This is a genomic window from Aeromicrobium sp. CF4.19 (assembly GCF_051262555.1).
In the GTDB taxonomy this organism is placed as follows: domain Bacteria; phylum Actinomycetota; class Actinomycetes; order Propionibacteriales; family Nocardioidaceae; genus Aeromicrobium.
The window spans coordinates 25826-46807 of sequence record NZ_JBIMEU010000001.1 but is presented as its reverse complement, the minus strand read 5'-3'; the positions used below and the strand labels follow the sequence as shown (position 1 = coordinate 46807).

At 69.8% G+C, this 20982-nt stretch carries 19 protein-coding genes; 10 read left to right on the top strand and 9 right to left on the bottom strand.

The window, feature by feature from the left end; translation table 11 throughout:
• Positions 1-62 precede the first annotated feature (62 nt).
• The 4 genes from ACHAAC_RS00220 to ACHAAC_RS00205 all read left to right on the top strand — a co-directional run bounded on the left by ACHAAC_RS00220 (position 63) and on the right by ACHAAC_RS00205 (position 3267).
• Positions 63-1250 carry a S1 family peptidase gene (locus ACHAAC_RS00220; RefSeq protein WP_435713844.1) on the top strand — a complete coding sequence of 396 codons (1188 nt, stop codon included), beginning with the start codon at positions 63-65 and terminating at the stop codon, positions 1248-1250.
• A gap of 795 nt (positions 1251-2045) precedes the next feature.
• Positions 2046-2651, top strand: a complete 606-nt coding sequence (locus tag ACHAAC_RS00215) for a hypothetical protein (RefSeq protein WP_435713843.1) — start codon at positions 2046-2048, stop codon at positions 2649-2651.
• A gap of 106 nt (positions 2652-2757) precedes the next feature.
• Positions 2758-2919 carry a DUF3117 domain-containing protein gene (locus ACHAAC_RS00210; RefSeq protein WP_435713842.1) on the top strand — a complete coding sequence of 54 codons (162 nt, stop codon included), beginning with the start codon at positions 2758-2760 and terminating at the stop codon, positions 2917-2919.
• A gap of 30 nt (positions 2920-2949) precedes the next feature.
• Positions 2950-3267, top strand: a complete 318-nt coding sequence (locus ACHAAC_RS00205) for a hypothetical protein (protein ID WP_435713841.1) — start codon at positions 2950-2952, stop codon at positions 3265-3267.
• Between the two features lie 11 nt (positions 3268-3278).
• Here ACHAAC_RS00205 and ACHAAC_RS00200 read toward each other — a convergent pair whose 3' ends face one another.
• A complete protein-coding gene (locus tag ACHAAC_RS00200; RefSeq protein WP_435713840.1) occupies positions 3279-3944 on the bottom strand; it encodes an O-methyltransferase in 666 nt (221 codons plus the stop codon).
• Positions 3945-4058: 114 nt separating this feature from the next.
• Here ACHAAC_RS00200 and sigE point away from each other — a divergent pair, with 114 nt between their 5' ends.
• From sigE to ACHAAC_RS00185, 3 genes are all read left to right on the top strand, one after another.
• The gene (sigE, locus tag ACHAAC_RS00195; protein ID WP_435713839.1) at positions 4059-4649 is read left to right on the top strand and encodes an RNA polymerase sigma factor SigE; all 591 of its coding nucleotides are present in this window, start codon (positions 4059-4061) and stop codon (positions 4647-4649) included.
• Positions 4649-5488, top strand: a complete 840-nt coding sequence (locus ACHAAC_RS00190) for an anti-sigma factor family protein (RefSeq protein WP_435713838.1) — start codon at positions 4649-4651, stop codon at positions 5486-5488. Before sigE ends, ACHAAC_RS00190 begins: the two co-directional genes overlap by 1 nt.
• A gap of 152 nt (positions 5489-5640) precedes the next feature.
• A complete protein-coding gene (locus tag ACHAAC_RS00185; protein WP_435713837.1) occupies positions 5641-9318 on the top strand; it encodes a hypothetical protein in 3678 nt (1225 codons plus the stop codon).
• 54 nt (positions 9319-9372) lie between these two features.
• Here ACHAAC_RS00185 and ACHAAC_RS00180 read toward each other — a convergent pair whose 3' ends face one another.
• The gene (locus ACHAAC_RS00180) at positions 9373-9681 is read right to left on the bottom strand and encodes a sec-independent translocase (RefSeq protein ID WP_435714760.1); all 309 of its coding nucleotides are present in this window, start codon (positions 9679-9681) and stop codon (positions 9373-9375) included.
• A gap of 18 nt (positions 9682-9699) precedes the next feature.
• A complete protein-coding gene (locus ACHAAC_RS00175) occupies positions 9700-10881 on the bottom strand; it encodes an Mrp/NBP35 family ATP-binding protein (RefSeq protein ID WP_435713836.1) in 1182 nt (393 codons plus the stop codon).
• Between the two features lie 83 nt (positions 10882-10964).
• Between ACHAAC_RS00175 and ACHAAC_RS00170 the strand changes: the two genes are divergently transcribed.
• Positions 10965-11540 (top strand): hypothetical protein, encoded by a 576-nt coding sequence (locus ACHAAC_RS00170; RefSeq protein WP_435713835.1) that lies wholly within the window; start codon positions 10965-10967, stop codon positions 11538-11540.
• Between the two features lie 16 nt (positions 11541-11556).
• On the opposite strand, the gene ACHAAC_RS00165 is transcribed toward ACHAAC_RS00170, so the two are convergent.
• From ACHAAC_RS00165 to ACHAAC_RS00155, 3 genes are read right to left on the bottom strand one after another with little or no spacing between them, the layout of a single operon-like run.
• Positions 11557-12249: a spermidine synthase gene (locus tag ACHAAC_RS00165; RefSeq protein ID WP_435713834.1), complete on the bottom strand. Its 693-nt coding sequence runs from the start codon at positions 12247-12249 to the stop codon at positions 11557-11559.
• Between the two features lie 3 nt (positions 12250-12252).
• Positions 12253-12837, bottom strand: a complete 585-nt coding sequence (locus ACHAAC_RS00160; protein ID WP_435713833.1) for a DUF1003 domain-containing protein — start codon at positions 12835-12837, stop codon at positions 12253-12255.
• Positions 12830-14092 (bottom strand): magnesium transporter MgtE N-terminal domain-containing protein, encoded by a 1263-nt coding sequence (locus tag ACHAAC_RS00155; RefSeq protein WP_435713832.1) that lies wholly within the window; start codon positions 14090-14092, stop codon positions 12830-12832. The genes ACHAAC_RS00160 and ACHAAC_RS00155 overlap by 8 nt, the downstream gene beginning before the upstream one ends.
• Before the next feature lie 112 nt (positions 14093-14204).
• Between ACHAAC_RS00155 and ACHAAC_RS00150 the strand changes: the two genes are divergently transcribed.
• Positions 14205-15728 (top strand): OFA family MFS transporter, encoded by a 1524-nt coding sequence (locus ACHAAC_RS00150; protein ID WP_435713831.1) that lies wholly within the window; start codon positions 14205-14207, stop codon positions 15726-15728.
• A 16-nt stretch (positions 15729-15744) separates the two neighbouring features.
• Here ACHAAC_RS00150 and ACHAAC_RS00145 read toward each other — a convergent pair whose 3' ends face one another.
• Positions 15745-16518 (bottom strand): hypothetical protein, encoded by a 774-nt coding sequence (locus ACHAAC_RS00145; RefSeq protein ID WP_435713830.1) that lies wholly within the window; start codon positions 16516-16518, stop codon positions 15745-15747.
• Between the two features lie 278 nt (positions 16519-16796).
• Between ACHAAC_RS00145 and ACHAAC_RS00140 the strand changes: the two genes are divergently transcribed.
• Entirely contained in the window at positions 16797-17288 is a 492-nt protein-coding gene (locus tag ACHAAC_RS00140; RefSeq protein ID WP_435713829.1) for a hypothetical protein, read from the top strand.
• A gap of 16 nt (positions 17289-17304) precedes the next feature.
• On the opposite strand, the gene ACHAAC_RS00135 is transcribed toward ACHAAC_RS00140, so the two are convergent.
• Entirely contained in the window at positions 17305-19698 is a 2394-nt protein-coding gene (locus ACHAAC_RS00135; RefSeq protein ID WP_435713828.1) for an FdhF/YdeP family oxidoreductase, read from the bottom strand.
• 59 nt (positions 19699-19757) lie between these two features.
• A complete protein-coding gene (locus tag ACHAAC_RS00130; protein WP_435713827.1) occupies positions 19758-20813 on the bottom strand; it encodes an alpha/beta hydrolase in 1056 nt (351 codons plus the stop codon).
• Positions 20814-20982: the final 169 nt, after the last annotated feature.

Here is a 20982-nt window from a genome sequence, read left to right as displayed (position 1 = left end):
TGGTTGGCGCGCTGCCCGCGTCACCTGCGACCGCCAGTCCGTCGTCGGACAAGGAACCGGCCGTGAGGGCAGCCCCCACCGAGCGGGAGGCGGTGGTTGTGCACGGGACCGGGTCCTACCAGCCGTCACCCGAGGAGTTGAAGGACTTCGCCTACTTCTCGGACGAAGAGGATTCAGCGACCAGGGAGGCGCTTCGGTCCCAGATGCCGTTCGAGGATTTCGTTGCAGATGTGCGAGAGCGACATGGCGACATCTATGCCGGCAGTGGACTGAACCGCGTCAAGAGCGCGGACGCCTATCTGGCTTTCACTGTGCGACCACCCGAGTCTGTCTTCGAGGGCTTGGAGCAGCTGCCTCTAGATGTTCAAGTGCGATGGGGATACCCAAGCAGCTCCGAAGAACTGTTGAGAGCGTCAGATGCGGCAGTTGCGGCTGTCTCTGAGTCCATTGGACCCGAGGGGATGCTTGCGAGCGAGATCTCTGACGACGATGATGCGATTCACATTTGGTATTCTCAGGGAGAAGCTGACGAGAACTTCAGCGCTGCTCACGCGGAGAAGATCGAACTTGGGGCGAAGACCGCAATCGCCGAGGGCGCATTCGATGGTCGGCTCCCGGTCGAGGTGATCGCCCGCCTGGACCCGGATCTTCAGACTGCAGGTGAGGCCGAGGTTTACGGCAATGCACAAATGAGAAGCACCAGTGGGCTTGCTCGTTGCACTGCAGGGTTCACTGCCGCTCGAAGCGGTCAGCGGGGACTCGTAACTGCGGGGCATTGTATGAATAAGATGCGATTCGGATTCAATGTCGGGTGGATACAGTTTGTCACTGATTTTCCCGCGACACCCAATGGAAATCGAATTGATGTGCAGTTTCATCGGACTATCAGTGGCACGGCGGCGCCAGCAAAGTTCCGAGCGACCTCTTTAAACACTTTTCGAACTCTCAAGAGTCGCAGGGACCCCGTGAAGGGTGGGCGTGTCTGTAAGTACGGAATGTCTACCGGGTACACCTGTGCATACATCTATCGTGCCGAGAATCTTTGCTACAAGTACTCGGGTTATCCCACTTTTTGCGGTCTAGCTGCTGTCGATCGTCACTACAGTTCCGGCGGCGATAGCGGAGCGGGAGTCTTCTTGGCGCAGGCGGCCTACGGAATTCACTCGGGAGTCACCAGGAATGGCCGGTCGATCTTCACGAAGAGCTCAACCGTCGCGAACTACCTCAACGCGTTCTTCCGAACTCAATGAGATGAGGTCATCCATGCGAGCACGGATGGGAATCGTTGCTTTTTCCGTCAGCCTCTTGGTGGCTCTTTCTGGGTGCACCGCTGAAGAACCTAGTGCAACTCCACAATCTGGGTCCGAAGACCCGACGCTCCTCATATCGCAGGATGCGGAGGCCTACCCCGAGGCTCTGGTGGCAGGGACTGTTTCGATCAACGATGAAAACTGTGTCGCCATTGATGGAGCGCTCTTGATTGCACCACCCGGATCGAGTGTGACTCAAAATGGGGAGGTTATTGTTATCCCGGGGTACAAGGACGTCAGAATCGGCAACTCGGCTGAGTTCACTGGCGGGATCAGCGAGAATGTGCCGCGTGATGAACTTCCCAGTGAAGCAGCGAGCTGCACGCCTGGGGCGATCGACTCAGTGAGCCTGGCTGGCGTCACACCTCGCTAGGCTTGCTCGCTTTGAGTCGACTGAGAGTTTGGCAGATGCGTTACGCACGTCTTCCCAACCCCAACCACCTGTGGATCGGAGGACGAACGTCCCGCTCCTGGACAACTGCCCGCGTCGTCGAGCCGCGTAGCTTCACCTGGTAGCCGAGACACAAGAAGCGTGTTGCCGCTGTAGCGGGCACACCTGGGGTCGCGCGGCGCGTGAACTCGACGAGCGCTCGCGCGCCGCACGGGTCCCGGGGCATGGGCAGACCTCCACGAGGTGTCGACGGGGCGGTTCATCGTAGCCACACCCGGCCCGAGCGGTGCGTGGGCTCGGTGCGCCTCCCCGTCCGGAGCGCTCCGCGGACCTATCCTGAACCCATGTCTTCCCCCCGTCGCACCCCCTCTTCCCCTCGAGGTCGACGTTCGGCCGCTCGCTCCGTGCGGGTGCTGGTCGCCGGGCTCCTGCTGCTCACGGCCGTGGTCGCCGCCATCGCGGCGGTCGTGGTCGGTTCCTACGCCGTGCTCGTGGGCGGCATCGGCTACGCCGTGGCTGCTTCCCTCGTCAGTGCGCGCCTGCTGAACGAGGAGACCGCACGCGTCCGGCGCGACTGGGCGCACGATCGTGCCGCCACCGCCCAGAGGAACGCGCGCCAGGCGGAGGTGCGGGCTCGTGACCAGGTCGCGTTCGCCGATCACATGGCCGCCGCAGTCAAGGCCGGTCGCGAGCAGGTCGAGCTGCTGCGGGTCGAGCTGGAGCGCGCGACCTCCTCGCTCACCGAGGTCGAGGCCGCGCGCACCGCCGCCGTGACCCGGGGCGAGGCGACCGCCGCTGAGCTCGCCGACGTCGAGTCGACGCTGGAGACCACGCGCGCCGAGGTGCGCCAGCTGCGTGACGAGCTCACCGCCAGCCAGGCCGCCGAGCTGGAGGCCCGCACCGAGCTGCTGGCCTGGGAGCAGTCCGACAGCTCCCGCAAGTACGCCTGAACCCCCTCGTCGGTCCGCGTGCTGGGTACCGCGTGAGAAGTGCCACCGCCATGGGAGATAATGAACGTACGCACTCGTGCGAGTGCGCCGGACGAGAGGGGTACCGATGGCGGCCATGAAGCCTCGCACAGGTGACGGACCGATGGAGGTCACCAAGGAGGGACGCTGCATCGTCATGCGTGTCCCGCTCGAGGGTGGGGGACGACTGGTGGTGGAGCTCAACAAGGAGGAAGCCGCCACGCTGAGTGAAGCCCTCAAGGCAGTCTGACGCTTGTTCGGCCTGACGATGCGCTGGTCCTTGACCGGCACACCGCCCGAGACGCTCGAGCGGCTCCGCAGCGTCGTCGAGGACACCAGCTTCGCCCGGTTCGCCGGCCTCGACGGCCTGCGCTTCAAGACGTGGCGCGCCAGCGAGGGCCAGTGGTTCGAGGGAACCTACGTCTTCGTCAGTGACGAGGCCCGGGCCGCCTTCCAGGCCGAGATGGAGGCCACGATGGAGGACCTGCCCGGTACGAGGATCGTGGGCAGCCCTCCTGAGCTGGTGGAGGCGTGCGAGATCGTGGCTGTCGTCCGTGGGCCGGCAGGCTTCCGCTCAGCGGCCCGGTTCGAGGCCTGACGCCGCGAGGCTCAGCGCCGACGCATGGCGGCGAGCAGTCCGTCACCCACCGGCAGCAGCAGCGGGACGAGACGTTCGTCGGTGTTGACCTGCTCCAGCATCTCGCGCACGGCGACCGTCTGGGGGTCGCGCTGCGCGGGATCGGCCACGCGGTCGTGCCACAGGGCGTTGTCGACGACGAGCACGCCGCCGGGCCGGACCAGTCGCAGCGCCTGCTCGAGGTACTCGCCGTACTCGACCTTGTCGCCGTCGATGAAGACCAGGTCGTAGGCGGCGTCGGTCAGCCGGGGCAGCACGTCCAGCGCTGAGCCCGCGATGAGGCGGAAGCGTTGCGAGGCGACCTCGGAGGCGGTGAAGACCTGCCGGGCGTGGCGCTGGTGCTCGGCCTCGAGGTCGACCGACGTCAGGACGCCCTCGGCGGACATGCCGCGCAGCAGCCACAGGCCCGAGACGCCCGTCCCCGTGCCGATCTCGACGACGCCCTTCGCGTCCAGCAGCGAGGCGAGGAAGTGCAGGGCGGCACCGCCACCGGCTCCGATGGGGGAGACGCCGACGTCCTCGGCGCGACGCCTGGCGTCGGCGAGGTGCACGTCCTCGACGAGGTAGTCCTCGGCGAACTGGAGGCTGGCTGCGTTGGTGATGACGTGCTCCTTCTCATCAGTCTTCCTGGCCAGCATAGTGAGGTCGACGGCCAGGCCCCGGGAACCCGGCGGCACGGCGAGCGGCCAATTGGATGGGAACCGTCAGCGTGCTCTGGGCGTTCTCTCAGGCAGGGCGGCGACGATCGCACCATGACGACGCAGGACGTGGCAGCACAGACAGCGGGGCAGACGGTGGAGCAGACGCAGGAGTGGGACGACATCGTGGCGGAGCACTCCGCCCGGGTGTACCGGCTCGCCTATCGCCTCACCGGCAACCAGCACGACGCCGAGGACCTCACGCAGGACGTCTTCGTCCGCGTCTTCCGTTCCCTCGATCGCTACGAGCCCGGCAACTTCAACGGCTGGATCCATCGCATCACCACGAACCTGTTCCTCGACCGGGTCCGTCGTGGCGCGAAGATCCGCATGGACGGCTTCAGCGACGGTGCCGAGGAGCGCCTGCCCAGCCGGGAGGTGCAGCCGGACTCGGCGCTGCACGACGCCGCGTTCGACTCCGACATCGAGACCGCGCTCTCCTCACTGCCGGAGGAGTTCCGGGTCGCCGTGGTGCTGTGCGACGTCGAGGGCCTGTCCTACGAGGAGATCGCCGGGGTCCTGGGAGTCAAGATCGGCACCGTCCGCTCCCGGATCCACCGCGGCCGCACCCAGCTGCGTGCTGCGCTCTCGCACCGCGCCCCGTCCCGTGGTCGCACCCGATTCCTCGGACCCGTCACCGGCTGATGGCACACCTGGAGCGGGACGTCGCGGCGTTCGTGGACGGGCAGCTCTCGCCCGAGTCCACGGCGGCGGCACGGCTCCACCTCCAGGAGTGCGACCGCTGCCGTGACGCGGTCTCCCAGCAGCGGTTGCTGAAGACCCGGATGCAGACGGGCTCGGTCCCGGCCCCTCCCTTGGCGCTGCTGGCCTCGCTCAGCTCCGTCCCCACGGTCGCCTCGGTCCCGGAATCGCGGCGTGAGCGGCTGCGTCGATCGCCGCTGCTGGGCGTGGGCGCCGCCCTGGTGGGCGCCTGCGTGGCGGTGGCGGGCCTGGGCTTCCTCGCCGGGGCCCACGAAGATCGCGACGCAGACCCCGTGCGCCCACCGTTCGCGGAGTACGCGCTCGAGTTCGACACCGGTCACAACGTCGCTGCCGACACCATGACGGTCGCCGACCTCGATGAGCTGGACGCGAACGGGTGGCCCTGCCACCAGACCCTTGCCGGTGACCTGGAGCGGGTCGACGGCCGCTGGCACGGCGAGGACGCCTCCACGGTCTCGCTGACCTACACCGATGGGCGGCATCGCCTCCGGTTGTACGAGCGAACGGGATCGCTCGACGAACGAGCCCTGCAGGGCTTCGGGCTGCGCACGATCGGGGAGCGGCAGCTCTGGGTCGACGAGGGCGAGCCGACGGTCCTGGCCTGGGATGCCGACGGGATGGTCTTCATCGCGGTCACGGACCTCGGGGAGGAACGGCTGGCCGAGGTTCTGGCCGAGCTGCCGGAGCCGCGCCAACCACGCGACGCCGCCGCACGCGTGGGCGAAGGACTGGATCGCATGGCGAGCTGGGTCAGTCCCTGACGGTCGGTGCCACCGCCGCGCGGTACCCACGCGTATCAGGATCCACGGTGACGGCGCAAGACCTGATCGGGCCATCGAAAGATGGTCCGTAACGAGTCATGGCTCGTGACGGTTGTCACGTTCGTCTTCATCGTCGTTCGACAGGAGCCTCCGTGCGCCTCCCCGCTGCTCGCCGTCCCCGCCTGATCGCCGTGCTCGCCTCGGCCGCCCTGGCCGCCGGCGTGCTCGCCGCCACCTCCCCGGCCGCCGCCGCGATCTCCACGCCCGGCAACGGAGCGACCGTCTCGGGCAACGTGCCCATCACGGAGGCCCGCGGGTCCACGAACACCTGCATCGCCCGTGACGACAGCAGCTCCCGTCTGCGGGTGCTGAACGAGGCCGGGGCCGTCGTGCACTCGGCCTCGCGCGACGACGCCGGGGCGCTCTCGACGACGTGGTCGTCGGTGGGCCGGCCCAACGGGACCTACCGGATCCAGAGCTTCGCCCGCGACAGCGTGCGCTCCGGCTTCCTCAACCTGGGGTGCACCACCCGGGCGGAGTCCCAGCTCAGCAACACCACCGTGACGCTGGACAACCGCGCGGCTGTGACGCTGACCGCTCCCGTCGAGGTCGTCACCGGTGAGTCGCTGGAGGTCGCGGTGCTCACCACGGTGCAGGGCACGGGCATCTCCAGCACACCGGCGGCCGATCGGGACGTGACGGTCACGGTCCCCGGAGTCGGGGACACCGGTGTCCGAACGGACTCTGCCGGCCGGGGCAGCGTGACCTTCGACCTCCCCGACCTGCCGGTCGGCGCGCTGGAGATCAACGCCACCGTCGCCTCGGACGCGACGCTGCGTGGCCTCTTCGACAGCACCTCGACGACGCTGCTGCCCCGCTCCAGCGGGCTGGAGTACACCGGCGACACCAGGGCGCAGCCCGGCGCAGCCGCCGCGCTCGGTGCACGCCTGGTCGACACGACGCCCGACAGCGACCGGGCCGGCACGCCCCTGGAGGGCGAGGACGTGGCCCTGCGCTTCGGTGACAGCGACGGCTCCGGGGTGACCGACGCCGACGGTGTCGCCGAGCGCTCCGTGGTGGTCCGCGGTGGCAGCCGCACCGAGGCCGTGGAGGCCCGCTTCGCCGGTACGGACGTCTACTCCGGCAGTGACGACGAGGTCACCTTCTACGTCGGCGACGCCGCCGCCCAGGAGGCCGCAGTCGAGCACGACGTGCTGGGCGGGGTCGTGCGTGGGCTGACGACCCTGATCGGGGACCTGTTGGCACCTGTCACCAGAGCGGTCGACGAGCTGGCCGTCCAGGAACCGGTCGCGTCCATCCTGGACCCGATCGACGCGCTGGTCGCCGCCTTGGGCATCCCGCCGCGCACGGGCTCGGTGTGGGACGTCGCCGATCTCGACCTCGCGCTCGACACGGTCCTGCAGACCACGACCGCCGGACTGGTGAAGCTGGCCGACGACACCGACGTCGTCATCGACGACCTGCTGGAGAACGCCAGCCTCGGCGAGGACCTCGACGCACTCGTCGACGTGACCCGATTTCGCTGGCGCTCCGTCGTCGAGGTCGATGGTGAGAGCACGGCCCGGGAGTTCAAGGCGACGCTGGGCGTGCCCCAGCCGCTCGACGTCACCGGCGACGGCCGTCCGGACGTCCTGGCCAACCTCACGCTCGCGAGCGACTTCGCCTCGGTGCGCACCGGTGGTGTGGATGGCGACGTCTCGGTGGACGCCGACCTGTCGGCCGATCCGCTCACGATCGTGCCCCGCCTGGAGATCGCCCGCCTCAGCAGCGCCCCCGAGGAGCTGCCGTTGAGCCTGCAGGCGCTCGTCGCACTGCCGGGATCCAGCGATGAGTTCCGCTTCGGCTACGACAGCCGTGACGGTGAGGCACCGGAGGGCTTCCAGGCCGACCTCGTGCTCGGTGACGGCGAGGTGGGCGTCGAGCTCGCCAGCCGCAGCGACTCCCCGCTGACGCTCTCCGGTGCGGTCGTGCCCGCTGGCGCCAGCGGTGAGGAGGACGCCGACCTCGCTCCGCGCGAGCAGCGCTTCGGGATCGCCTTCGACCGGGCTCCCACGGCGGCCCGCGCCGCCGTCCGGCTGGACGGCGGGCAGGAGGACGTCGCAGCCCAGCTGGCGACGGATGCCGCCACACGGGTGGACATCTCCTTCGCCGACGACTCCGGCGGGGACGAGGTCACGCTGGCCGACGTCACGCTCGACGCGGTCGATGGCACGGCAGGCGTGGAGGTCACGGGCGACGGTGGCGACGGCGTCGGCGCGACGATCCGCAGTGCCGCCGGTCTGGACCGGGTGCTGGTCGACGGCCGGCAGCTGGACGGCGGCAGGACGGTGAACGCGGTGCGGCTCGCGCTTGCGGACGTCCCCGACACGGTCGACTTCTCCCTCGGAGCCGATGGGACGGGCAGCCTGGACGCGAGCGCGCCGATCGGCGTGTTCGAGGCCGGGTACGCCACCGGGGGCTCGATCGCCACGCTGGAGGACGACGCGTACCTACGCCTTCTCCAGGGAGAGCAGGAGCGCAGCTCGGTGGCCGTCCGGTTGCCCGGGTTCGAGCAGATGGCCCTCGGGCTCGGCGACGACCTCTCGGTCGACCTGACCAAGCAGGCCGGACCGCTGCGCCTGCTGGCCGAGCTGGACGACCTGACCTTCGCAGGACGGGTCGAGGACACACCGCGGGAGATCGCGCTGGGCGTCGACCAGTCCGGTGGCGTCTCCGTCGCGGGCTCCGACGCCATCGCGGCAGTCGACCTGCAGGCGTCCTCCTCCGACCCCGAGGGGCTGTTCCAGGGAGCGGAGCAGGTGGACGTCCGTCTGCGCGACGTGCCACAGAGCCTGACGGTGACGGCCGGGGACGACGGCGTCGTCTTCGACGCCGCCGGTCAGCCGATCGGTCTCGTGGAGCTCGACGCCCACTCGGGCGCACCGGTGACGATCCCGGGGGGCGGGGACGGGCTCGTGCTCGACCAGTCCGGGGGATCGACGACGCTGGCGGCCAGGATCCAGGGTCTGCGGACCATCGAGGCCGAGATCGACGAGACCCCGGAGCTGCTGCTGGACACGGTGGCGCGCCAGGTGTTCTCCGTCGCGATCCTCGGCGACAGTCCCGATGAGGCCATCCGGGCGACCCTGGACCGGCTCGTGCCGCAGATGCGCCTGGCTCTCGTGGACGACGGCAGCGGCTCGACGTCGCTGTCCTACCGCGCCTCGGAGGCCACGGAGAGCCTGGAGTTCACGCTGGCGGGGCTGAGCGGCTCGATCAGTGGTCCGCTCCCGGCCGAGCTCGACATCTGCATGGCCGACGGCTCGTCGTGCCTGCCCGATGCCGGGATCGCCGACCCGGAGCTGGGCTCGATCACGTTCGAGGCGGGCGAGTACACGACCTTGAACCTGGCCGACCCGTCCGGTGAGCTGACGGTCGAGGACCTGCGCCTGCGGCGCCTCGACCTCACCGGGAGCATCGGTGAGGACGGTGGACCGCTCTACCTCAACACGACGTCGTTCGACGGGTCCTGCGGCTTCGCCGGCTGCGAGTACCCGCTGCGTGGCGGGCGGGTGCTGTCCAACCTGGGTGACGCCTCCCTGACGTTCACGCCGGGAGACGGGTTCTCGGCGGTCGACGCCGTGACCGAGCTCGAGGTGACGGAGCTCTTCGGGGTCCCCACCGGTCTGCGAGGGCGCAGCGGCACCGGGATCGTTCGGTGCGTCGGTGCCACGGCCCTGCGGGTCGAGCTGGAGATCATCGGGATCCCGATCTCGGTGAACCTGCGCGACGCGGTCTGCAACGTCTCGCGGCCCCCGCGCACGCAGTAGTCGCAGGCGCGCGTGAGGGCGGCACCCCCAGGGGCGATGCCGCCCTCGCGTGCGTCAGGTGGCCTCGGTGTCGAACGGGGGCCGTTCGCCGGGCCGCAGGATCCTGCCGGTCCGGGGGGCGCGAGCCTGACCGGGGGAGTCCAGGAGGTTGCGGCGCACGACCTCGCGGGGGTCCAGGTCGCGCAGGTCCAGCTCGGAGAAGTCCTGGCCGATCTCACGACCGAGGTCGTTCTTGGCGTTGTCGGCCATCTGGCGGACCGTCCGGACCATCTGGGCGGCCTGCTTGGCCATGCCGGGCAGCTTCTCGGGTCCGAAGACGAGCAGCCCGACGACCGCGATGAGCGCGATCTCCGGCCACCCCATGCCGAACACGTCGAGCCCCTAGAGCCGGCCGGTGGGGGAGAGCCCCAGCTGCATCCCGGCCAGGCCGCGCGAGCGGCCGGAGAGCTGGTCGGCGACCTGCTGCAGGATCTTCGCGGACTCCGCGTCGGGGTCGGAGGAGACGATCGGGCGACCGGAGTCCCCGGTCTCGCGCAGGCCGACCTCGAGGGGGATCTGGCCGAGGACGGGCACGTCGTAGCCGAACCGGTGGCTGAGTGCCTGGGCCACGGCGGTGCCACCGCCGGAGCCGAAGACCTCCATGCGCTCGCCGGTGGGGGTCTGCAGGTAGGACATGTTCTCGATGACGCCGACGACGCGCTGGTGCATCATCGAGGCCATCGTGCCGGCCCGCTCGGCCACCTGGGCCGCAGCCTGCTGGGGCGTCGTGACCACCACGACCTCGGCGTTGGCCAGGTGCTGGCCCAGGCTGATGGCCATGTCACCGGTGCCGGGCGGAAGGTCCAGCAGCAGTGCGTCGAGATCTCCCCAGTAGACGTCGCTGAGCATCTGCACGAGGGCGCGGTCCAGCATCGGCCCGCGCCAGGCGACGACCTGGTCCTTCTTGGGCTTGAGCATGCCGATGCTCATGACCTTGACGTCGGGGTGCTCGCGGTCCTGCTCGGGGACTGAGGAGTCGTCGACCGGGGCGGGGACCGGCATGATCATGTCCTCGACCTGGGTGGGCCGCTGGTCGCCGACGCCCATCATGTCGGGGATGGAGTGGCCGTAGATGTCGGCGTCGACGATGCCGACCTTGAGCCCGCGTCGCGCCATGGCCACGGCCAGGTTGACGGTGACCGAGGACTTGCCGACGCCACCCTTGCCGGAAGCGATGGCGTAGACCTTGGTGAGCGAGCCGGCCTGGGCGAAGGGGATCTCCCGCTCGGTGCGTCCGCCGCGCAGCATCTCCTGCATGCTCTTGCGCTGCTCGTCGGTCATGACGCCCATGTCGACGGTCACGGAGTGCGCCGGAGCGACCTCGGCCACTGCCGCGGTGATGTCGCGGTTCAGGGTGTCCTTCAGGGGGCAGCCGGCCACGGTGAGCAGGAGCCTGACCGTGATCGCGGCATCATCGATCGTGATCGTGTCGACCATCCCGAGCTCGGTGATGGGACGCTTGATCTCGGGGTCGTTGACGTTGCCCAACGCCTCGCGGACGGACTCCTCGGTGACGGTTGCCATGGCTCCCATCGTACGGGGGCGGCCACGGCGCACCGAACCAGCGTGACCTAACCGATCGCCGCGACTCGGGCTAGGTTGGCACGATGAGGCTGACGATTCCCGACCCGCGCACCGTCCCCGATCTCATGGCCCGGGGTGGAGCCGCGGCGGAGACGATCATGGGGCTGGTACCTCGTGCCGTCGGCCTGCTCGACGCCGCGGAGGACCTGATCGATCGCGTGGATGCGCTCGTCGCGCGCATCGAGACCACCCGGGAGGCGGCCGACGTCGTCGTCGAGCGCACCGATGCCGTCGTGAGCGACGCCAACGCCCTCATCGTGCGGACGGCGGGCACCGTGGCCAGCGTCGAGCCCACGGTGGCCAAGGGGGAGGCGCTGCTCTCCATGCTGGGCCCGCCGCTGGAGACGTTGCAGCCGACCCTGGAGAAGCTGGCCGAGACGACCTCGCCGGCGGAGGTCGAGGCGATGGTCAGCCTCGTCGACCAACTCCCGCACCTCGTCATGGTGCTCGACCGCGACATCCTGCCCATCATGGCGAGCCTGGGCAGCGTGGCGCCGGACATCCACGAGCTGCTCGACGTGACCCGCGAGCTCAACGAGATGCTCGCCAAGGTGCCCGGCATGGGGATCGTCCGACGCCGGGCCGCCGAGGACGACTGAGAGCGACCTTCGTGCCTCAACCGCGGCGCGCGAGGTAGACGGTGCAGGCCGACTCCCCGTCGATCAAGGGGTTCGGGAACGTCACGACCTCGGCGCCGACGTCGACGAAGACCTGCGAGAGCAGCTCCTCGACGGCACCGTCGGGCGGGTCGTCGGACCACAGGGCGAAGACGCCGCCCGGCCGGAGGTGCTCGCGCAGCGAGACCAGGCCCTCGGTCGTGTAGAAGGCCGCGTGCGAGGGGTGCAGGACGTGATTGGGGGTGTGGTCGATGTCCAGCAGGATCGCGTCGACCTGGCGCTCCGGCTCACGACGCATCGCGACGAAGAAGTCCTGGTGCGCCAGCTCGCACCGGGGATCCTCGAGGAGGTCGCGGGCGTCGGGCAGCAGACCCCTGCGGTGCCAGTCGAGGACCGGCTCGGCGGTCTCCAGCACACGCAGGTGTGCGACGCGGTGGTCCTGCAGCGCCTCGACCGCGGTGTACCCGAGACCGAGCCCCCCGACGACCACCGACAGCTGCTCGCCCTGCACCATCGCGAGCCCGCGGGTGGCGAGTGCCCGTTCGGAGGCGGTGAACAGGCTCGACATGAGGTACTCGTCGCCGAGCTTGACCTCATAGACCTCCGTGCGGGCGGTGAGGTCGTAGCGACGACGCAGGCTGATCTCACCCAGCGGTGTGCGCTGCCAGTCGAGCTCCTCGAAGCGGGCCACGGGTCAGTCCACCGCCGCTGCCGGAGTGCCCGCAGCGTCGTCGTCGGGGCGCTCGATCGCGTCGGTGAGGTCGCGCAGCTCCGACCGGATGAAGTCACGCGTGGCGACCTCCCCGAGCCCGAGCCGCAGGCTCGCGACCTCACGGGCGAGGAACTCCATGTCCGCGTGGGACTGTGCGTCGGCGCGGCGGTCCTGCTCCTGCTGGACGCGGTCGCGCGCCTCCTGCCGGTTCTGCGCGAGCAGGATGAGCGGTGCGGCGTAGGAGGCCTGCAGCGAGAGCATCAGCGTGAGGAAGATGAACGGGTAGGTGTCGAAGCGCGGCCGCTCCGGGCCGTAGGGCACGTTCCACACGACCCAGAGGATGATGAAGCCGGTCATCCAGGCCAGGAACGTGGCCGTGCCCATGAACCGGGCGAAGGTCTCCGCGAAGCTCCCGAACCGGTCGGAGTCGAAGCCCAGCCGCGGTGGCCGCAAGGCCCGGCGGGGGTCCCGCGGCTGGTCCAGGCGGTTGCCGTCGCCGCGCTCGGTGCGGGCGTCACGTCGTTGTCGTCGCGACTCCTGTCGGCCGCGTCCTGAGGCCTCAGGCATGCTCGCTCACCTCCGTCCGGTCCGTGTCGCGCTCGCGCCAGCCCTCCGGCAGGAGGTGGTCGAGCACGTCGTCGATCGTCACCGCGCCCACGAGGTGGGCGTTCTCATCGACCACGGGAAGCGCCACCATGTCGTAGGAGGCCAGCAGGCTGGACACCTGCTCCAGGGTGGTGTCGGGCCTGGGCCAGTCGATGTCGTTGAGGGTGAGGTGACCCACCTGAGTCGAGGGAGGCTCCCGCAGCAGTGCCTGGAAGTGCACGATGCCCAGGAACCGGCCCGTGGGGGTCTCGACCGGGGGGCGGCAGACGTAGACCATCGCCGCGAGCGCCGGTGGGTACTCCTGCTCGCGGATGCGCGCGAGCGCCTCGGCCACCGTGGCGTCCGCGGGCAGGATCACCGGGTCGGTGGTCATCATGCCGCCGGCCGTGCGGTCCTCGTACGTGAGCAGACGCCGCACGTCCTCGGCGTCCTCGGGCTCCATGAGGGCCAGCAGCTGCTCGGAGGTGGCCGGTGGCAGCTCGCCGAGCAGATCGGCGGCGTCGTCGGGGTCCATCTCCTCCAGCACGTCCGCCGCGCGCTCGGGGTCCAGGACCCCCAGGACCTCGACCTGCACCGTGTCGGGCAGCTCCTCCAGGACGTCCGCCAGGCGCTCGTCACCCAGCTCCCCGACGACCTCGGTGCGCCGCTTGGCGGGCAGGTCGAGGACGGCGTTGGCCAGGTCCGCCGGGCGCATCTCGTCCATGATCGCGAGCAGGTGCGTGGCGCCCTGACCGGTCTCCTCCCCGGTCAGGCCGGTGACCTCGTCCCACTGCAGGACGTGGCGCGGGCCGCGACGGCCGAACCGCTTGGAGACCTCCTGCACCGCGACCGACCCGACGAACCAGTCGCGACGGGGGTCCTGCTCCATCGCGAGGTCGTACACGGTGCCGCGGCGGGCGTCGGACAGCATGACCGAGCGGTCGAAGAGCTCGTGGATGGCGAGGGTCTCGCTGCTGCGCTTCTCGAAGCGACGGACGTTGAGCACGCCCGTGGTGATGATCTGCCCGGAGTCCAGGGAGGTGATCCGCCCGATCGGCAGGAAGACCCGACGGCGCCCCAGCACCTCCACGACGAGCCCGAGGACGCGGGGACGTTGGCGACCGGTGCGCAGCGAGACGACGACGTCGCGCAGCTTGCCCACCTGGTCGCCCGCGGGGTCGAAGACCTCCTGCCCGATGATGCGGGACAGGAAGATGCGACCGGGACTCGTGCTCACGGGACGACCCTACCGCCGCCTCGGCGACGTCCCGGAGACCTCGGCGCGCGCTGTCGGGGCCCACGCCCTACGGTGAGACGCGGGTCACCAGGCCCCGTTCGGAAGGAAAGCCATGTCACTTGCCGTGCTCGACCGCGAGCGCACGATCGCCGGTCCGGGGTTCAACCGTTGGTTGATCCCGCCCGCGGCGCTCGCCGTCCACCTGTGCATCGGCCAGGCCTACGCGACGAGCGTCTACAAGGCCTCGCTCGTGCAGCACTTCGACTCCTCGCTGACGGCGATCGGCGTCATCTTCTCCATCGCGATCGTCATGCTCGGCCTCTCGGCCGCGATCTTCGGCACCTGGGTCGACACCGGCGGTCCCCGCCGGGCCATGGTCGCCGCCGCCGTCTTCTGGTCGGCAGGCTTCCTCGTCGGCTCCCTCGGCATCGCGACGGACCAGCTGTGGCTGGTCTACGTCGGCTACGGGTTCATCGGCGGCATCGGCCTGGGCATCGGCTACATCTCGCCGGTCTCGACGCTCATCAAGTGGTTCCCGGACCGGCCCGGTCTCGCGACCGGCATGGCGATCATGGGCTTCGGTGGCGGCGCGATGATCGCCAGCCCGCTGTCGAGCCGCCTGCTCGGCATCTTCGACCCCGTGCAGGAGGGCGGCCTGTACACCGGCGACGCCGTGGCGAAGCTCTTCCTCACCCTCGGCCTGGTCTACCTCGTCGTCATGCTGTTCGGCGCCTGGCTCGTGCGCGTGCCGGCCGACGACTGGCGGCCCGCAGGATTCGACCCGAGCAAGGTCAAGGCCAAGTCCATGATCACCACGAACAGCGTGTCGGCGAACAACGCCGTCAAGACACCGCAGTTCTGGCTCCTGTGGGTCGTGCTCTTCTGCAACGTCACGGCCGGCATCGGCATCCTCGAGCAGGCCTCACCGATGATCCAGGACTTCTTCCGCGAGGGTGCGGAGTCAAGCGTGGCGGCGGCGTCCGCCGCGGGGTTCGTCGGCTTCCTCTCGCTGTGCAACATGGCCGGGCGCTTCGTGTGGTCCTCGACCTCCGACGTCATCGGGCGCAAGAACGTCTACATGATGTACCTCGGTCTCGGCGTGGTGCTCTACCTGACCCTCGCCCTCGGCGGCTCCACGTCGGTGCTGCTCTTCGTGGTGCTGGCCGGCATCATCCTCAGCTTCTACGGCGGCGGCTTCGCCACCGTCCCCGCCTACCTGCGGGACCTGTTCGGGACCTTCCAGGTGGGTGCCATCCACGGCCGCCTGCTGATCGCCTGGTCGGCGGCCGGCGTCGCCGGCCCACTGATCATCAACGGCTTCCTCGACGCCCGTGGGACGCCCGGTGAGCTGACGGCGGCGGACTACCGTCCGGCGCTGCTGACGATGGTGGGACTGCTCGTCATCGGCTTCGTCGCGAACCTGCTCGTGCGCCCGGTCGCGGACCGGTTCCACGAGCCCGAGGACGCCACGGCCGAGCCGACCGCCGACGCAGCGACACCCGCGTCGGGGTCCACGGGTGGGGACACGACCGCGTCGGGCACCTCGCCGCTGCTGGTCGTGGCCTGGCTCGTGGTGGGCGTGCCGCTCGCCTACGGCATCATCGAGACGGTCCGCACCGCCTCCGGGCTGTTCTGATCTGACGAGGACGACGTCAGAAGAGTTCTGCGAGCAGCTGTTCGTACTCGTTCTCGCTCGCACGCGCGCCCGACTCTTCCCGGTCGGGCCAACCGCGGCCTTGGACGTCGGTCTGCTCGGCCAGCGCGCTGACGTAGCTGCCGTCCGCGTCCTCGAACAACAGTCCTTGGAGCAAGGGCCTGTTCAGCTCGGCTTCCTCGACGGGGGGTTGCCAAGGTTGAGTGACCACCCCTCCCCAGCGTTCTGCGATCTCCTGGTCGGTGAGTGCCGGATCGCCCATGAAGAGCACGCGGGCGCCAACGGGCGCGGCCTCCGCCAGGTCATCGACCGACAGCTGGGTGCTGTACCCATCCGGGTCGGGAAGGTCGTCACCATTCTCATCGACGAGCGCGTCGCCACGAGCGACCTCGACGAAGATGCTCCGGGGTTCCGGATCACCCTCGGCATTCCCTGGGCCGGGCGAGCCCTCACCCTGTGCCTCATTGACGGCGATCTCCAGGATGGCGGTCCTGCTCAGCAGGTCGTCTTCCCGGGTGGCGCGGCCGTCGGACCACGACGTCACCGTGCCGGAGACAACGAGGTCGACGTTCTGCGCCACCTCGCTCGCCGAGGACGCGACGTCGTAGTCATGGCTCACGCCGTTGCGCATGACGTTTCCGTCGACGCTCGGCCTGTCCGTTCCGGGACTCGTCCCCTCGTCATTCGGGCCTTCACCGGCGCAGGCCGAGGCGAGCAGCAGCGATGCGGCGATCGCGGCGGCTCCGAGCTGCTGTCTCGTGATGGCGCTCATGTGCACTCTCCGTTCAGCTCGGAGGCTGGTGCCAGGGTTGGTGGGGGTTCATGGTGCATCCGCTGCGCAGGCAGCTGCCCGCGTTCCATCGTTGCAAGTCGGTCCGACGATGCGCGCACAGCTCCCGAAGAGCAACCCGACGTTGGGACGTACGTCTGATCCGGCCACGTTCGTTGACACCCGGCGCCGGGCGTAGTTGGCTCGGCGACGGACGTCCAGCACCGCCTTGGTGCCGTGGACGGGGGACACGACACCACGAGGACGGAGCAGTGATGAGCATGCACGCACGATGGAGGAACCGGGTCGGGATCGCCCTGCTGGGGCTGGGGCTGGTCGTCTCGACGGCGACGGGATCCTCGGCCGCGGCAGCGCCGGACGCCGCGGACGAGCAGACCCGCGTCGAGGCGGCGGCCCAGGTCGACGCGGCCGCGAAGGCCCAGAGCTGCGTGGGGAACCGGGTCGCTCTCATGCGCCACCGCGCCTACGGCGGCAACCGCGTCGCCAACACCGGGGTGTACCGCAGTGGCAACAACTGGTGCGCCGTCACGGTCAAGGTGGGGAACCTGTACGGGAAGTGGAGCCGGATGTCGCTGTCCCTGCGGGCCCGCGACGGCCGCTCGGACCTCGACCGCGGTCGCTTCCAGTACTCGGCCGGCCCGGTCCGGGTGAACAATGCGCGCTGCGTCTACACCGACGTCGCGATGTGGAATCGCCAGGGTGCCGAGATCCTGCAGGACTACAGCTACGGCGGGTTCGGGAGCTGCCCGTAGCGGACTCGGGGCCGTCTCAGGACAGCTGGGACGGCTCCGGGTGGTCCTTGTGGCCCTCGTCGGACCCCTCGGCGTCCTGGCTGCCGTCGGCGCCCTCCGCCCCCGGTGACGTCCCACCCGTCGTCGGCACCAGCCGCACCACGACGGCCTTGGAGGTCGGCGTGTTGCTGTGCTCGGCGGTGGAGTCCAGCGGGACCAGGGGGTTCGTCTCCGGGTAGTACGCCGCGGCACTGCCCCGAGGCGTGTCGTAGGCGATGACGCGGAAGCCCGGTGCCACCCGGTCGACGTCGTCGCCGGGCCAGTGCGCCACGAGATCGACCTGCTGGTCGGGACGAAGCCCGAACGCCGTGATGTCGTCCGGGTGCACGAAGACCACGCGGCGACCGTCCTCGACCCCGCGGTAGCGGTCGCTGAGCCCGTAGATGGTGGTGTTGAACTGGTCGTGGCTGCGCAGGCTCTGCAGCAGCAGGTGGCCCTCGGGCACCTGCAGCACCTCGATCGGGGAGACCGCGATCTCGGCCAGGCCGCTCTTGGTCGTGAAGGTCCGGGAGTCCCGCGGGGGGTGCGGCAGCACGAAGCCGCCGGGACGATCGACCTTGCGGGAGTAGTCCTCGCACCCGGGGACGACGCGGGAGATGCGGTCGCGGATCACGTCGTAGTCGCGCTCCATCGCGCCCCAGTCGATGCCGTGGCGGCCCTGCAGCGTCGCGTCCGCGACACCACACACGATCGAGACCTCCGAGCGCAGGTGCTCCGAGGCGGGCTCGAGCGGCCCACGAGACGCATGCACCGCGGACATCGAGTCCTCCACCGTGACGTACTGCTCGACGCCGTCGTGCACGTCCTGCTCGGTACGACCGAGCGTGGGCAGGATCAGGGCGGCCTCGCCCGTCACGAGGTGCGAGCGGTTGATCTTCGTGGAGACCTGCACGGTGAGCGCGGTGTTGCGCAGCGCGTCGGCCGTCACGGAGGTGTCCGGCGCGGCGTGCAGGAAGTTGCCGCCGAGCGCCATGAAGAACGACGCCTTGCCGTCACGCATCGCGCGGATCGAGTCGACGGTGTCGAGGCCGTGCTCGCGGGGGACGTCGAAGCCGAACTCGGCCTGCAGGTTGTCCAGGAACCACTCGGGGGCACGTTCCCAGATGCCCATCGTGCGGTCGCCCTGCACGTTGGAGTGTCCGCGCACGGGGCAGAGCCCGGCGCCGCGCTTGCCGATGTCGCCGCGCACGAGTGCGAGGTTGCTGATCTCCTTGATGGTGGCGACGCCATTGCGGTGCTGCGTCAGGCCCATCGCCCAGCAGTAGATGGTGGCCGAGGAGTCGCGGATCATCCCGGCGGTCTGCTCGATGAGGGCGCGGGACAGGCCGGTGGCCCGCTCGACCACGTCCCAGTCGACGTCGCGGACGTGCTCGGCCCAGGCCTCGTAGCCGGAGGTGTGCGAGGCGACGAAGTCGTGGTCGATCGCGTCGGACTCCACCAGGAGCGAGCCGATGGCCTGGAACAGCGCGAGGTCGCCGTTGATCTTGATGGGCAGGTGCAGGTCCGCGAGGTCCGTGCCGCGCCCGATGATCCCGCGCGGCTTCTGCGGGTTGCGAAAGTTGACCAGCCCGGCCTCGCGCAGCGGGTTGATCGCGATGATCTTCGCGCCGCGCCGCTTGGCGGTCTCCAGCGCGGAGAGCATGCGCGGATGGTTCGTGCCGGGGTTCTGCCCGGCGATGATGATGAGCTCGGCGTCGTAGACGTCGCGCAGGCTCACGCTGCCCTTGCCGATGCCGATCGACTCCGCCAGCGCGACGCTGGTGGACTCGTGGCACATGTTCGAGCAGTCGGGCAGGTTGTTGGTGCCGAGTGCGCGGATGAAGAGCTGGTAGCTGAAGGCAGCCTCGTTGGACGCGCGCCCCGAGGTGTAGAAGATGGCCTCGTCGGGGCTGTCGAGCCCGCGCAGGTGCTCACCGATCATCGCGAACGCGTCGTCCCAGTCGATGGGCTCGTAGTGCGTGCCGCCGGGGCGCTTGACCATCGGGTGGGTGATGCGGCCTTGCTGGCCGAGCCACATCTCGTCGTGGGCGTCGAGGTCGGCGATCGAGTGCCGGGCGAAGAAGTCCGGCGTGGCGCGGGCCTTGGTGGCCTCCTCGGCCACGGCCTTGGCGCCGTTCTCGCAGAACTCCGCCGTGTGTCGGTTCTCCGGGTCGGGGTCCGGCCAGGCGCAGCTCATGCAGTCGAACCCGTCGGCCTGGTTGAGCTTCAGCAGGGTCTTGGCGGTGCGCTTGACCCCCATGTGCTTGAGGGATCGCTGCATCGACACCCGGACGCCGGTCACCCCCGCGGCAGCACTCTTCGGTGCGTGGACCTCGAGGTCCGACTCGTCCTGGACGCCGAACTCGTCGACCTGATGGCTCTCGTCGCTCATGGAAGCCTCCCTGGCCGCGACCCTACCTGCGCGCCGGCCCTGGCGCGCTCCGGCCGACGTCAGGCGCCGGCAGTGGCCACGGAGGCCGCGCGACGGCCTCGACCAGCCAGTGCAGGCTCGGCCACGCAGGCAACCTCGACGGCGGCCAGCGACTCCACGAACGTGCCGATCTCGGCGATCGCGGCGCGGGCCTCGGGCACCCACGACGCGGCGGCCTGGAAGACGTGGACCTGGCGGTCCCAGACCTGCAGGTCGCAGGGGACGCCCGCGGACACGAGCCGGTTCGCCATGGTCTCGGCGTCGGCGAGCAGGATCTCGTGCGAACCGACCTGGATGAGGGTGGGCGGCATGTCCGCCACCGGCATGTTGACGGGGCACACGCGCTCGCCGGCGATGCCCCGACGGGTGTCCATGCCCAGGGCGAGGTCGGCGAAGCGCTCCAGGGCACGCAGGGGGAACACCTGGCAGCGGTGGGCGTTGCGATGGGCGCGCTTGCCGGAGGCGTCGACGTCGAGCAGCGGCGAGATCGCGACGACGCCGGCGGGTCGGCCGAGACCGGCGTCGATGACGGCCCGGGCCACGCTGAAGGCGAGGTACCCGCCCGCGGAGTCGCCGGCGACGGTCACGTCCTCGGCGCTGTAGCCCTGCTCGAGGAGCCAGGTGAAGGCCTGCAGCCCGTCGGCGACCGACTCGGTGATCGGCTCGTGGGGCATCTGGCGGTAGCCGACGTTGAGCACGGGCTGTCCTGACGCGTGCGAGATGTGCGAGACGAGCCGGCGATGGGTGTTCAGCCCACACGTCAGGAAGGCGCCGCCGTGGAAGTAGAGGATGACGCGCTCGTTGCCACCGTGGATGTCCTGGACGTCCTTGGCGCGCAGCAGCTCGCTCCCACACCCCGGGAGGTCGACCGAGCGCCAGCTCGTGCCCTCGTGGACCGGCAGGAGGCGGGCAACGTGGTCGACGAGGTTGGGCGGGAAGACGTCGAAGGGGAGCCGGGCCCAGAGCCCGAGCAGGGGATGCACCGTGTGGCGCAGGCCGAGGCCGAGGAGCGTGGACGGCATGCTCCTGCCGTCGAAGACGTGGGGCTCGGCGGCCAGCGACAGGTGAGGGCTCATGCGGTCACGTCCTGAGAAAACCCACCGTAGGAGCGCGACCGCATTGGGGGTCCCTCCCAGCACGCAGCGGAGCGGAGTGCTCGGGGGCGATTCCTTTGCTTCGCTCGCTGGGGGCACCACCCTGCACGCAGCGAAGCGGAGTGCTTGGGGGAGCGCTCGCTCATGGCGA

Excerpts from the sequence above, each read along its gene's own strand:
- ACHAAC_RS00215 (WP_435713843.1), top strand. The coding sequence starts at position 2,046 with ATGTCTTCCCCCCGTCGCACCCCCTCTTCCCCTCGAGGTCGACGTTCG.
- ACHAAC_RS00210 (WP_435713842.1), top strand. The coding sequence starts at position 2,758 with ATGGCGGCCATGAAGCCTCGCACAGGTGACGGACCGATGGAGGTCACC.
- ACHAAC_RS00200 (WP_435713840.1), bottom strand. The coding sequence starts at position 3,944 with ATGCTGGCCAGGAAGACTGATGAGAAGGAGCACGTCATCACCAACGCA.
- sigE (WP_435713839.1), top strand. The coding sequence starts at position 4,059 with ATGACGACGCAGGACGTGGCAGCACAGACAGCGGGGCAGACGGTGGAG.
- ACHAAC_RS00190 (WP_435713838.1), top strand. The coding sequence starts at position 4,649 with ATGGCACACCTGGAGCGGGACGTCGCGGCGTTCGTGGACGGGCAGCTC.
- ACHAAC_RS00180 (WP_435714760.1), bottom strand. The coding sequence starts at position 9,681 with ATGGGGTGGCCGGAGATCGCGCTCATCGCGGTCGTCGGGCTGCTCGTC.
- ACHAAC_RS00175 (WP_435713836.1), bottom strand. The coding sequence starts at position 10,881 with ATGGCAACCGTCACCGAGGAGTCCGTCCGCGAGGCGTTGGGCAACGTC.
- ACHAAC_RS00170 (WP_435713835.1), top strand. The coding sequence starts at position 10,965 with ATGAGGCTGACGATTCCCGACCCGCGCACCGTCCCCGATCTCATGGCC.
- ACHAAC_RS00160 (WP_435713833.1), bottom strand. The coding sequence starts at position 12,837 with ATGCCTGAGGCCTCAGGACGCGGCCGACAGGAGTCGCGACGACAACGA.
- ACHAAC_RS00150 (WP_435713831.1), top strand. The coding sequence starts at position 14,205 with ATGTCACTTGCCGTGCTCGACCGCGAGCGCACGATCGCCGGTCCGGGG.
- ACHAAC_RS00145 (WP_435713830.1), bottom strand. The coding sequence starts at position 16,518 with ATGAGCGCCATCACGAGACAGCAGCTCGGAGCCGCCGCGATCGCCGCA.
- ACHAAC_RS00140 (WP_435713829.1), top strand. The coding sequence starts at position 16,797 with ATGCACGCACGATGGAGGAACCGGGTCGGGATCGCCCTGCTGGGGCTG.
- ACHAAC_RS00135 (WP_435713828.1), bottom strand. The coding sequence starts at position 19,698 with ATGAGCGACGAGAGCCATCAGGTCGACGAGTTCGGCGTCCAGGACGAG.
- ACHAAC_RS00130 (WP_435713827.1), bottom strand. The coding sequence starts at position 20,813 with ATGAGCCCTCACCTGTCGCTGGCCGCCGAGCCCCACGTCTTCGACGGC.